Annotated in this window: 9 protein-coding genes; 4 read left to right on the top strand and 5 right to left on the bottom strand. The window is 36.1% G+C overall.

What is annotated here, in order from left to right; translation table 11 throughout:
- Positions 1–104: 104 nt before the first annotated feature.
- Positions 105–1,487 carry a cytochrome c oxidase accessory protein CcoG gene (gene ccoG / locus I6F65_RS13030; protein ID WP_166112328.1) on the top strand — a complete coding sequence of 461 codons (1,383 nt, stop codon included), beginning with the start codon at positions 105–107 and terminating at the stop codon, positions 1,485–1,487.
- A 31-nt stretch (positions 1,488–1,518) separates the two neighbouring features.
- Here the strand turns inward: ccoG and I6F65_RS13035 are convergent, their stop codons facing one another.
- From I6F65_RS13035 to I6F65_RS13045, 3 genes are all read right to left on the bottom strand, one after another.
- Positions 1,519–1,932 carry a hypothetical protein gene (locus I6F65_RS13035; RefSeq protein WP_197113216.1) on the bottom strand — a complete coding sequence of 138 codons (414 nt, stop codon included), beginning with the start codon at positions 1,930–1,932 and terminating at the stop codon, positions 1,519–1,521.
- A gap of 161 nt (positions 1,933–2,093) precedes the next feature.
- Positions 2,094–3,011, bottom strand: a complete 918-nt coding sequence (locus tag I6F65_RS13040; protein WP_197113219.1) for a M14 family metallocarboxypeptidase — start codon at positions 3,009–3,011, stop codon at positions 2,094–2,096.
- Between the two features lie 115 nt (positions 3,012–3,126).
- Positions 3,127–3,864 carry a hypothetical protein gene (locus tag I6F65_RS13045; protein ID WP_197113223.1) on the bottom strand — a complete coding sequence of 246 codons (738 nt, stop codon included), beginning with the start codon at positions 3,862–3,864 and terminating at the stop codon, positions 3,127–3,129.
- A gap of 211 nt (positions 3,865–4,075) precedes the next feature.
- Between I6F65_RS13045 and I6F65_RS13050 the strand changes: the two genes are divergently transcribed.
- Complete coding sequence (locus I6F65_RS13050; protein WP_197113225.1) at positions 4,076–6,940, top strand: UvrD-helicase domain-containing protein; 2,865 nt, start codon at positions 4,076–4,078, stop codon at positions 6,938–6,940.
- A 125-nt stretch (positions 6,941–7,065) separates the two neighbouring features.
- Positions 7,066–9,330: a GGDEF domain-containing phosphodiesterase gene (locus I6F65_RS13055; RefSeq protein ID WP_197113263.1), complete on the top strand. Its 2,265-nt coding sequence runs from the start codon at positions 7,066–7,068 to the stop codon at positions 9,328–9,330.
- 15 nt (positions 9,331–9,345) lie between these two features.
- Here I6F65_RS13055 and I6F65_RS13060 read toward each other — a convergent pair whose 3' ends face one another.
- Positions 9,346–9,933, bottom strand: coding sequence for a hypothetical protein (locus I6F65_RS13060; protein ID WP_024609824.1), 588 nt, complete (start codon positions 9,931–9,933; stop codon positions 9,346–9,348).
- 201 nt (positions 9,934–10,134) lie between these two features.
- Entirely contained in the window at positions 10,135–10,860 is a 726-nt protein-coding gene (locus I6F65_RS13065) for an ABC transporter substrate-binding protein (RefSeq protein WP_197113228.1), read from the bottom strand.
- A 184-nt stretch (positions 10,861–11,044) separates the two neighbouring features.
- Between I6F65_RS13065 and I6F65_RS13070 the strand changes: the two genes are divergently transcribed.
- Positions 11,045–12,793, top strand: coding sequence for a cyanophycinase (locus I6F65_RS13070; protein WP_197113232.1), 1,749 nt, complete (start codon positions 11,045–11,047; stop codon positions 12,791–12,793).
- Positions 12,794–13,116 lie beyond the last annotated feature (323 nt).

Consider the following 13,116-nt stretch of genomic DNA (forward strand, 5'->3'; position numbering starts at 1 on the left):
TGCGTTGAAATAAACTGTTTAGTATCAATAATTTAAACAAAGTTTCAGCTTGGTCTGAAAGTTGCAAGTACTTGCATAATACCCGTCATTATGAAGCAAGTACTATGAAGTTTGATATTAAAGAAGAAGACATGATCATTAAGCCCTATAACACCGAAGGGCCAATTTATATCCGCGAGCAAAAAGGATTTTTTCAGCGCATACGCCGTAATTTAGGTTGGCTGTTAATGCTAACTTTTATTGCAATACCGTGGATCCAATATAACGGACAACAAGCTGTGCTGCTTGATGTGGCAACGCAAACCTTTACTATTTTTGGTCTAACACTCCTTCCTCAAGATTTTATGATTTTAGCCCTGCTATTTATGGTGGGGGCTTTTGCATTATTTTTTGTAACTAACTGGCTTGGTCGGGTTTGGTGTGGTTATACGTGCCCGCAAACTATATGGATGCTCATGTTTTCGTGGGTAGAGCAACGCATAGAAGGCACTCGAAATCAGCGAATTAAATTAGATAAATCACAGTGGACGCTAAGCACTTGGCGCAAAAAAATAACTAAGCACAGCGCGTGGATTGTTATTTCAGTTTTCACCGCCACCTCGTTTATGGCGTATTTTATTCCGGCAAAAAGTTTGTATATGGAAATGTTTACGTTTGAATGGTCAGGTATAACGAGCTTTTGGGTGTTTTTATTCGCTTTTTGTACTTATGGCAATGCAGGGTTTTTACGCGAAAAAATGTGCACAATTGCTTGCCCGTATTCTCGTTTTCAGGCTGTTATGTTTGATAAAGATACGTTACTTGTTACATATGATAGCGAGCGAGGTGAAAACCGTGGACCACGTAAACGTAAAGCCGATCCAAAAGAGCTTAACTTAGGTGACTGCGTAGACTGTAACTTGTGTGTAGAGGTATGCCCTGCGGGAATAGACATTCGAAATGGCTTGCAATATGAATGTATAAACTGTGGCTTATGTATTGATGCCTGCGACGATACTATGGATAAGTTTGGTTACGAAAAAGGCTTAATTAAATACGCCAGTGAAAAACAAATGGAGGGAGGCAAAACCAATCCATTTAGATTAAAGCTAGTAGGGTACGGCGCATTAACAGCTTTGTTAATCATTTCTATGTTTGCATGGATGCTGCAACGTACACCAATAGAAGCCTCAGTACTACGAGATAGGAATGCGCTCTACAGAGTGAACTACGAGGGCTTAGTAGAAAATCCTTACACACTTACTATTATTAATAAAACACAGCAAGCACTGCATTACAGTATTGCCATAGAGGGTTTGCCAGGGGCAACGCTCTCAAGTCCGAGAGCTACGCTTGTACAGCCTGGGACGATGAAAAGAGTCCCCGTTACTGTAACAGCCGATGGTTACGATATTGAGCGTAAAGTGAGTAAGTTACAATTTATTGTAACAGCGCAAGAAGACGCCAGCATTACGATAACCAAAGACAGTCAGTTTTATAAAAACTGAGATTGATAAAGTAAGGTCAGCAATTTTTATATCAGTTGACCTGCTTACTTTTTAAGTTGTGAGAAATGAACTGCTTTGCGCTATCTAGATCTGTAAACAGGCATTCACTAAAATTAACATTCCTTTTGGCGCATTTTAAAATACGCTTCATTTGATTTATGGCTATAGCGGATGTGAGTACAAACGCGCTAATTAGGCAATTATTTGCTGCCATTAAACGGCTAATATTTATCATTTCTTTTTCTGCCTCAGGTGTTGCAGCTAAAACATCGAAAGAATCACTAATATAAGCCCAAGGTCGATTTTTGAGGGATTTTATTTTTTCGCATAGTTCAATTTTAAACGCATGAAGAAGCGCCGAGGTGATGTACCCCGTAAAGTGAGCTATAACAACGTTATTTTCAGTATAAAGACTTACTTGTCCATATTGATTCTTAAACCCCAATGTATACTCCTTAAATTTGAGGGAAAGTTAACCTTATACTTTTAAGTTCAATAAAACCAGTTCTTTTGGGTTGTTTTTTGTTGTTAAGTTGTTACTTGTGCATAGTTGTTTTAACGGGTATCGAATTTAATGAATACCCGTATTTGAAGGGGGGATTAATCTTATATAGAGGTTTTAATGTAATTTAGCGCGCTCGTTATAACGGCGACTTGTGCCAATATACATTCTTCATCTGTAGCAGTTGGGCTATCTGGGTATACCTCTGTTGTTGTTACATAGGGTGCATCAGTAAAGCCCATACATAAACCTAACTCTCGAGCAGCATAGTTAATCACACCAAATTGCTCTTGAGGTACGCCTATTAGCTGGTTGTTTTCATCGCTCGGTGCAATATGAGTTACCTTTGCAACGCTTTCTATGATGACTTTTTGAAACTCCGGCTCAGGCTTTTTGCTATCTGCAACTAAATAAAACCCGTCAGGTATGTTCCAGTTAGTATTTGTGGTGCCTTCACGCGCAGCGAGTGCGGGTCTAAATTCACTGTTATCGCTATCTGTTGTTTCGTGTAAATCAATATGAGCGACTAAGTCAGTACCTAATGATTTTACAAACGCCATAATAGCTGCTGATTCTTGAGCTGGGCTGCCCTCGTAAAATGAGCGGTTAGGATCAATGGCGTCTGGGTTCCAGCGGTTTATAGTTTCATATCCCCAAGGGCTAATGCAGGGTGCAATTATAATATTAAACTGCTCTGAGTATTGCATAGCCGATGTTTTAGCAAACCTAAGTGCGCCATGTACGCCACTAGTTTCGTAGCCATGCACACCACCGGTGATTAAAACAGTTGGTTTATTGGCATTAAAGTTGGGCGTTTTTAATATATATAATGGGTAAGTGCCAGCGGCGTAATTAAGCTCGCCGTATTGCTCTATATTTAAGGTGCTCTTAAGGTCATTAATTAGCGTTACGACTTCGTTTTGGTAACTGCGTTTAATGTTTTGGCGTGTTAACCACTGGGCTTTATCGTTGTCATTCCATTTTTTGCCAGGTGTGCCAATAGAGTATGTGCTGTTAGTCATAATAAACCTTTATATCAATTGCAATTAGCTCCTACATAGAGAAGAAGTATTAAATGCAATTGGTAAAATTACTTAATAAAGGCATAGCTTAACGCTGAGTAAAATAGCGTGCAAATTAAAACGTTAAAGTCATATTGTTTATTGTGCGCTGTTGCTTTGCTTGAATATAACTTTGACTTGCAAATTCATCTGAAATAGCACCAAAGCGTACTCGTTTAACCATAATAGTTAAATTGCATGTTTTACTTTTATCTATTTGCGCGTTGTTAAACATAGCCAAGCTGTTTAGCTCAAATGAGTAACTAGAATATTTAATCTCACTGAGCATTGATTGTATTAATGTTTCGCCGTTGCTATTTGTACACTTACTGATTAATTCAATACTACTCACACTATTAGGATCAGTACCGTCTAGTTGTACGGTTATCGTGTTATTTAATCTAAAGTTTTGTTCGTTACTTGGTGTTAAAATAATAAAATTAAGTGGGAGTTCAACACTTGAGAGTGCATTTATTTTATTATCACGATTAAATAAAATATCAAACGGCTCGTTATCATCAGTTATATTTATATACGCTTGGTAATCAACGTCTAAAAAATCGGTATCTTTTTTAAGTTCAACAGCCGTGTTTCTTATTATTACCTGCAGTGCATCGTTATCGCTTAATACAATATTTGAACCGTTAGCGTCGCCAGCATTTAACTCAGCGTTAACGCGAGTACGATTTCCGTCAGATACAAGCTCAAAACCCGCCCATATCCCTTTTGTTTTTATTAAGTCAGACTCTGTTTCTGATATGCAAGCGCATAAAATTAAAACTATAGTCGCTAGGGCAAAGCATTTTTTTAACATGTAAGCTCCTTCATTTGTGAGCGCATTGTTACACAGAGCATTATTTATAAATGTTTAAATTTGTTAACAAGTGTAAAATAAATTTTAAATAAAAGATTTAAACAAACTGCGTTATTCTTTTTTTAGTGAAATAGTAGCCTGTGTTATGAGTAAATTTATTATAAAAGAGTATGTTACAATCGCTTTATAGTCTGTTTTTGTATTGAGTATTATGGCGCAGTATATTGCCACACCAAGTTGGTTGGGTCGTTTTTTTACCCGTATTAAGCAGGTAAATATTGAGCAAAAAATGCTTGTTATCTACTTTAGAGATAACACTAAGCAGCAATTTTTATTAAGCGATTTTAGTAACTTTACTGTGCTGCAAAATCGCTTGTTTAGTGCAAAAATTAATTTAAGTGATCGTAACAACACGTGTATTAGCTTTTTAAATAAAGCTGAAGCAGACGTGCTCAATAAAGCGTTAAATCAACATTTTGCAAATACACTAGAGCAAAAAATAGATAACGCTAAAATACTTTTAAAGCGTTGTTCTTTAGATGAGTTTTTACGCGATAGTTCCATTGAAATATTGGATAAAGCTGTTTTTTCTTTAAGTAAAGATTACGCACATAACCAAATAGTATGGCAGCAGCATTTAACGCCCGTTAGTGTAAAGTTTTTAAGTATTTTAGGTAGTACACCAAAAACAGCAGACGCTGTAGCGCAGTTACGCCATAAATATGAACAAAAGCAGCTTACCCTCAGAGATGACTTTTATAATAGTGTTGAGTCTAACCCGCTAACAACAGAGCAACGCTTAGCGGTTATACGCGATAACGATAAAAATTTAGTACTAGCAGCAGCAGGTACAGGTAAAACGTCAGTTATGGTGGCTAAATCACTTGATTTAATAGCGCGAGAAGTAGCTAAACCAGAGCAAATATTAGTGCTTGCCTATAATAAAACGGCAGCAGAGGAGCTAAAAGAACGTTTTATTAAACGCGCAGCGCACGTCAATTTAAATACTAAACCACCGACTATTTTAACGTTTCACGCGTTAGGACTAAAGTTATTGCAAAGCGCTAAAAAGCCTATTGAACTTTCTACATTTGCTACTGATGACTTGCAGCAAAAAAACTGGTTAACGGCATGGCTTACTAAACAAATACAAACTGACCCCAAATTTTTAAAAAAATTTATAGATTTACTTCACGAGCCTGTCGATATTTTTAGTTTTAAAAGCAGTGCAGCTTACGAACGTTACATACGAGATAACGACTATCAAAGCCTTGCGGGCTATAAAGTTAAGAGCTATCAAGAACTACTTATTTCAAATTGGTTATATTTACATTCGGTTGATCACGAGTACGAGCCAAGCTATAAAAAAAAGCAGGGTTTATCAGAAGAAAACATAACCCCAAATGTGCAATATAATCCTGATTTTCACTTATCAAAATACAATATTTATTTAGAGCACTTTGGTATTGATAGAAAAGGTAATACACGCGCCGATATAAATAAAAAACGCTATAACAAGCAAATAGCTTTCAAGCGTGATTTACATAAAAACAATGGCACTACTTTGCTCGAAACCTTTCACTACAATTGGCTTGAAGGCAAGTTAGAACAGCGTTTAAGTAAACTTTTAAAGCAACATAGTGTTGCGCTTACTCCCTTGAGCGATGACGAAGTATTAACCACGTTAAATAACTCAGGGCAGTTACAGCAAGGGGTTGAAAAATACTTAAAGTGTTTGCAAGCCATAAGGACTGAGCAACTCAATAATACGCAAATAAAGCAGCGTATAAAGCAAAGTGGTCTTAAAAACTATCAGCGTTATGCAAGCATGCTTACAACTATTCATAATGCTTACACGCAAGAGCTAAGTGCGCAAAACGCCATTGATTTTGACGATATGATTATTCATGCCACTAAAGCTGTAAAAAAAGGTGAATTTGATGTGCCTTGGAGTCATATTTTAGTTGATGAGTTTCAGGATATATCGGGTGCGCGTATGGCTTTTTTAAATACGCTTATTAATAAAGGGCAAGGTGTGCGCTTTACTGCGGTAGGTGATGATTGGCAGGCTATTTATCGCTTTTCAGGTGGTAACCTTGCTCTTACTACGCGCTTTAATGAATTGGTTGGAAGCCACTCCCTAACTATGCTGCAAAAAACATTTAGGTATAACAACAGTATAAGTGATGTGGCAGGGCGTTTTGTAATGCAAAACCCAGAGCAATATAAAAAGCATATTACCACCCACACGCAAGTAAGTACTCCTCAAGTTACTTTATTAGATGACTTATATAAAGGCTCTAAATCACTTGAAATAAAAGTTCAGCAAACGATTAGTACTATTCAAAAAAATGATGCAACAGCAAGTATTGCGGTACTTAGTCGATACCGGTACATGCTTAATAACGTGCAACAACACTTAAAAAATAAAAAGCATACTAATAAATTACATTTATGGACGTTGCACAGTGCTAAAGGGCTTGAAGCCGATTACTGTATAATTATTGGTTTAGAGCAAGGTAAATTGGGTTTTCCTAATGAGAATCAAAATAATTTGCTGGTGGAGTCGTTATTACCAGAGCAAGACAGCTTTACTCACTCTGAGGAAAGGCGTTTGCTGTATGTAGGTATTACGCGAGCTAGGCATAAAGCGTATTTAATTGCTGACCCCTATGCGTGCTCAGCATTTATAAAAGAATTAGTAAATGACGATTATCCAATTCAAATAGCCTCAGCATTGTTTACTAAGTCGCAACTAAAACAAAGACAGTGCAGTACATGTAGTGATGGCTTAGTTATGCCTAAAAAAGGACAGTATGGTAATTACTATACTTGCACTAACATGCAAATTTGCGAAACTAAATTACGGGTCTGTAAAAGCTGTAAAGGTCCTGCTATTGATAAAACTACATACTCACAGTGTGTAAATACAGAATGTAATGCACGGATCCCTATTTGTGAAATATGTGGACGAGAAATGCGTAAACGAAAAAGTAAACAGGGTGATACTTTAAGGTGTAGTGGTTTTTCTATTAAAGAAAATAATTGTAAAAACACAAGGGAAACAGGTGCTTAAAATAAAAACAATTCAAATGATGCACACCCGTTAATGTCGCGTTAATAGTTCGGTTACATTGATTTTATTGATTTAATTGCACTATAGGGGTTTAATTGCGCAATCTGTCCCCATTATTGTTTGTTATGCACTATTTAAGTAACTTTTTTTTATTAAATGATCAACTCGTGCCTTACGGGCAAATAGCTAATTGGCGAATAAGTGCACTGCGTATAACACTTACTTTAGTAATGCTGCTGTGTTTTGGGATCGCATGTCACACTTACTCAAGCGCTATCGAATTAAACTTAATTTATGTAGTCGCACTCACAATTAGCTTTTTTGTAAGTGTATTAATTTTGCTCATAGCAAGCAAACGGTTTTATGTGTTTAGTGCTCATGCATTATTAGTGGCAATTGTTGCCGCTAGTGTCGCAATGAACTTATTTTTAACTGATTTAGAGCTCGCTAAAGTAGGCTCTATGTTTATGTATTCTTGCCCCATTATTTCGTTGATGCTGTTGGGCTATAAAACAGCGCTTAGCTATGCTGTTTTAAATATAATCCCTTTTTATATGATTACTAAAAATATAGATTTGTCTGATGTTACGGGGATAGCACAGCAATTACCGGATGCAAACTTATACATTACGGGATTAATATTTTTATTTTTCAATATTTGTATCCCGCTTGCCGTTGCGCGCACAATTGTTGCCGCTAAGCGTTTAAACAAAACAATAATGACAGCTAATACCCACCTTAAAGATAAAAATGAGCTATATAGAACTCTTTTCACTGAGTCAAATAAAGCAAAAATAATTGTTGATGAAAATTTCGTTATTAGTGATTTGAATCAGCAAGCTATCGAGATGTTTGCTATTAAAAATAACATTAAAGATAAAAATATAAAGCTATCAAGCTTACTTCCTTCACTTGATTATAATAAGCCAAACACTCAAAATCAGATTGTGAAATATAAAGGGAATTATTTACAAGCTAATTATCAGTACGTTATGAGTGCAAATTACCGAGTGTATGACTTTTATGATTGCACGCAAGAGCAACTCATTAAACAAAACTTATCGATGATGGAGCAAGAAAATAAACGTTTACGTTTTAGAGATTCACAAACAAAATTACCAAATCGAGAATATTTTGAAATACAATGCGATAAGTTAAGCGCTAAATATCAAAAAGATTTTTATATCGTTGTTACACAAAGCGCAAATAATGAATACTTAGACTTAAAGCTGACTAAAGCCGATTCCCAAACATTACTTATTAATGCTTACAAACGTTTGAAAACAATGACAGAAGGTCCGCTTTTATGCGCGTATATAGGTGCAGGAAAGCTTGCCTTTATTATTAGCGCTGATTTGCAAAGTGAGTTGCAGAATAAACTGTTAACGCAAATTAAAAGCACATTAGATAAAACATACAATGTGCTTGGTATTAAGTGCCAGCAATCGTTTTTATTTGGCTTTGCAAAATACCTAGATGATGGAAAAAACAGTGCAATAGTACTCAGTAATGCATGCGAAGCTCTTAAACTTGCAAATTGTAATATTCCTCTTAGTGGTTATAACGAGAAACAATCACAAGCTTTTATAGAAAAACACGAAATTTCAATGTTATTAGACGAAGCCCTACAGCAAAATGCTCTGTCGGTATATTATCAACCTAAAGTTAACTCAGGTGGCGAATGTATAGGTCTTGAGGCATTGGCGCGTTGGAATAGCCCAATACTTGGTAATGTATCGCCGGTAGTTTTTATTCCTATTGCAGAAGAGTACAGGATGGTTAGTCGATTAACCGACCTAATTATTCAAAAAGTATGTGCTCAAATTGCCGATTGGAACAAAGCCGGTATACCTAATGTACCGGTGGCAATAAACATATCGTTGATTGATTTTAGTCAAACCGATTTCATGTCAAAACTTGTAAAGCATTTAGCCGATTTTGATGTGAAACCTCATCAAATAGAACTAGAACTTACCGAAACCTCTCTTGAGGCTAACCAAGCTCACTCACTAAATCTTATGCAAACACTACAGTCGTGGGGTTTTACAATTTCGGTAGATGACTTTGGGGTAGGGTACTCTAATATTGCGCGCCTTGCTGATTACCCAATTAATAAGCTCAAGTTAGATCGCTCTTTAATAAGCCAAGTAACTAATTCTGCTCGTCAACAAAGCTTAGTAAAAGCAATACATGTTATGTGCGAAGAGCTTGATATAAAATGTGTAGCCGAGGGCGTAGAAACTCAAGATCAAGTAGAAATAATGACGCAAATGGGCTGTAAAGAATTTCAAGGATTTTACTTTGCAAAACCAATGGCAGCAGATGCTTATCGCGATCATGTTAAAAGGTATGGATTGAGATTTTTAATTGATGAAGCGATTGAATCGTAAGCTTATATTTATGATCTAGCTTGTTTTATCAACCAAGTGTCCGTGGTTATATAAGTTAGCAAATTGGCGTTTATGTTCTTCAAAGAGGTAAGTTCTTAATTGTTCTTTACCAGCATGGATACGCGTGATCTTTGCTGCTATTCCATCACTACTTTGCCTTATAGGCTCAATATCCATCGATATACATTCTTCGTTTGGTAAAGTAAATTGCATATGCTTTACTCTACTTAAGCGCTTATTTTTAGCTAAAGGCTTTAAAAATATCCCAGTGCTTGATATTGATTCAATACAAAATCCTTGGCTTTTAATATTTAACTGACTCCAACGCCAACTACGTTGAGTACCCTTGGTATCTATAACTTCGGGTGCACTTAAAGTTGGATTAATTACTCCAGATGTGTCAATTTTTAAATGAAGTGGAAACCAAAGTTGGTAATGCGCCACTTCTGCCAACAATGTTAAATTGGCATTACTCAATAGATGGGCAATACTTGCAGGCACATTGCTTTGCATCGTCAATATATGATTATGAGCAGAAAGTGCCTTTTGCTCTGGTTTAAATAATTCAGAGAAAAAGTCGAGTTCGTCGGTTGAAAAATCCATATTTCACCTTTGCTACAATAAAACGCAACCGTAGTTCAAACAAAGCTTATGGTCAATAAACACATTGTTTAAATATGTTTTGCTGTTGTTTAGGTGTTGTTTAGGTGTTGTTTAGGTGTTGCTTGGGTGTTGCTTGGGTATTGTTTAGATAAAAAGTAATACAGAGGGAGGGGGGCTATTATTAATTAAATTAGGGTTTAATTAATAACTAGACGTTATACGCTCTCTTTCGCCGTTAGCTATGATAGCAAATAAGCCTTTTTCAAATATTACCTGGTAGTGTTGACTTTGAGGGTGCAATTTCGAAAATGCCAAATAAATATCAGTGCCTTCATTGATAAAAGCTAATTCAATTTCGTCAGGGAGTTTATGTTGTCTTTTTAGTAAATTAGCCACTTTAACAAATATTAAAGCACTATCTAATCTTCCCAGTATTAAACGTTTTACATTAACTTCATCGGAGCTTGTTGGCTGGGCGTATATATATTGCTCAGAAACTAAATCGATATGATGTTGCCCATAACCAAACCCACGAACAACACCTACAGATTCACCACTAAAGGTTTCTCTATCAACTGCTATTAACGGTTTATCCGTATTGTAATAGTACGCAGAATAGGCTTCGTATAGTGGTGTGCTGCCAAGTAGGTATTTTTGTTCTGTAATTTTATCTATTGGAACATTAAAGCCCGCAATGTAAGTTCCTGTATCTAGGTAGTGAAGTACACGCGCATACGGAAACACATGAAACTCAACATCAACATTCTGTGTAGCGAATGCCGCAGTTATAATTTCATGCGCCATTCCAGTGCCATTTGGGTTAGCAAAAGGTGCCCAAGCGTCTTCTGCAGCAATAATAATTTTATTATTATCAGCCCAGGTCGAAGTAGGTAAAAGTAATAACACAAAAATAATAATTTTTAGCATTGAATAGTAAAGTTCTAATCTATTTTAAATTAAGTGTAGATTTTAATATGAATTTTTCCAGTGACTTTACTCAAACATATATAACTCTATAAATTATTTAGCATGTATAAATATATATTTAGGCTAAAGTAGCTAGCTGTTAAACTATTCGTTATTAGTTTCATTTTTTATTAGAGTTAACATTATGATATGTGGATTTTTACGTGATCAAAAACCTAAATTATTGAGTGCGTTAGTTGCATTGCTTAGTACTAGTTTTTCAATAAGTGCAGTTGCTCAAGAGCAAAGCCAAACTTTGGTTTTAGTAGGTTCAGAACTTAAAACATGCGCTAGTGTAAATCCTGAAAACTGCCAAGAAGGGTCCATTTTAAAAGGGAAGCTACATAATTTATATACGGTTAATGACCCTCAAATTAAAAACATAATGCAGCATTGGCCCACTAATAATGAAACAAAAGCTGAGGTACTAACAACACTTAAAGCAATACAATTTAAACAATCAAAAAACATATCAAAAACTGATTTATTATGGCTTTGGCGCGATATAAATAACCAGCAACTCGAAAACCTTTCAAATCAAGAATACAACTTTATATTTGATATGTTAGAAACCCCTTTGCTGAATAAAAATAATGAACGTATAAAAGCACAAGCAAACAATGAATTTAATAATGAAACTGCGACAAATAATATTCTGCAATTTGTATCTGGCAGTTTAAAAGTAAATAGCAAAGCCCCAACCATGATGGTTATTACGGCGGCGAGTCGCGACCCTTACGCTGCAGCCGATTTAGTACAAGCACAACTATCATTACCTAACATAAATACGCAGTGGTTAGCATTAACGCCTGCGCTTGCAAAAGCAATTACCAGCAATTCGTGCGACAACTTGCCTGCACTTAGAAACACTTTAATGAATGTATATAATCGAGATGCTATTTATCCCGATTTAACCCAAGCAGAACTTACTCTTTGTAAAAATGGAAGCGATGCACTTGTTTCTCTTATAAAAAACACAACAGGAGTTATGTTTAACGACGGTGATGCTGATTTGATGCGTAGCGTTTTATTTGATCAAAATAATAAACCTTATCCATGGACTAAAGCGCTGCAATCACGTCCTGTTATTGTAAGTATGGGCGCGGGCACTGCTATACAAAGCGGCGGTAATATTATTGATGATAATGAAAGCTCAAATTCTAAAAACACAGTGGCTATGATCACCGGTGGCAAAAGCCTTATAGCACTTCGCGATGGCATGATTAAACCAAAAATAGATAAAGCGAACGTTGATAGTGAGGTAACTGATACTGAGCGCCTTGTATACAATCTTGCAGGTGGGCTAGGAAGTTTTAATTACGGTGTACTTGATACAGAGTTTAGTGAGCAAAATCGCACGTTTAGACTCGCATCTTTGCTTAGTAAAACTAATGCTGATAATTCAGTAAAGCAAAATGGCTTTGGTATAGATGAAAATACTGCTTTGGTTGTTATTAAATCCCCTGGCGGTAATTTAATGACCGTAATAGGTAAAAGTGGTGTAGTGCATTTAACATCTAATAATGAGGGAAAAACTGAAGGTAAAACTAAAACGAGTAGTAAAAAATACAGTTACTCGTATTGGCCTGCAGGTAGCGTAATCGATATTACAAATAACGAGTATACGCTAAGCCAACGAACCATTAACCAAGCCCTCCCGAGTATTAAAATACCACCATTACCAGTGCAACGCTTTGGAACAATTTTAACTAATTCAAAACTTCGTTCACTCACTCAAGCTATGTGTTTAAGCCAAGAGCAGAGCGTAGTTGCACAGCAAGACGAGTTTATAATTAGCCTTACTGCAACCAAGAACACTGACTATTATCGTGTAAATGTAAGAGAGTTTGGGTGTGCGGTGAGTAATTTAGATTTAGCAGTAAGTACGTTTTAGTATTTACTGAGCTTTGGATTTTAAGTACTTCAGCCTATTAGAGCTTTGATAACGCTAAAGTACTTAACAAATAGATTTTTTATTTGCAGCGTTAGGTTATAAACCTTACGCTGCATTTAAATAATCTCTAGCTTTAAATAAGTAATCTGAGTACAAGATAATAAATTTACCTCAAGGCGCTTTTTTAGCGCTAACCGTGCTGAAGTTACTTGCATTGATACGTAATTTGCCTTGTTCTCACTAAAATCTCTTAATCGGGGGTCAGGTTAAATATAAACCCCAAGCGGGTACCACTCGTTAACTTAAATCCAAGATAAGCATGA

This window comes from Pseudoalteromonas sp. SWXJZ94C, assembly GCF_015864385.1.
In the GTDB taxonomy this organism is placed as follows: Bacteria; Pseudomonadota; Gammaproteobacteria; order Enterobacterales; family Alteromonadaceae; genus Pseudoalteromonas.

What these genes read in the sequence shown, in the direction of transcription:
- ccoG (WP_166112328.1), top strand. Translation starts at nt 105, where the DNA reads ATGAAGTTTGATATTAAAGAAGAAGACATGATCATTAAGCCCTATAAC.
- I6F65_RS13060 (WP_024609824.1), bottom strand. Translation starts at nt 9,933, where the DNA reads ATGGATTTTTCAACCGACGAACTCGACTTTTTCTCTGAATTATTTAAA.
- I6F65_RS13070 (WP_197113232.1), top strand. Translation starts at nt 11,045, where the DNA reads ATGATATGTGGATTTTTACGTGATCAAAAACCTAAATTATTGAGTGCG.
- I6F65_RS13050 (WP_197113225.1), top strand. Translation starts at nt 4,076, where the DNA reads ATGGCGCAGTATATTGCCACACCAAGTTGGTTGGGTCGTTTTTTTACC.
- I6F65_RS13055 (WP_197113263.1), top strand. Translation starts at nt 7,066, where the DNA reads ATGCACTATTTAAGTAACTTTTTTTTATTAAATGATCAACTCGTGCCT.
- I6F65_RS13045 (WP_197113223.1), bottom strand. Translation starts at nt 3,864, where the DNA reads ATGTTAAAAAAATGCTTTGCCCTAGCGACTATAGTTTTAATTTTATGC.
- I6F65_RS13040 (WP_197113219.1), bottom strand. Translation starts at nt 3,011, where the DNA reads ATGACTAACAGCACATACTCTATTGGCACACCTGGCAAAAAATGGAAT.
- I6F65_RS13065 (WP_197113228.1), bottom strand. Translation starts at nt 10,860, where the DNA reads ATGCTAAAAATTATTATTTTTGTGTTATTACTTTTACCTACTTCGACC.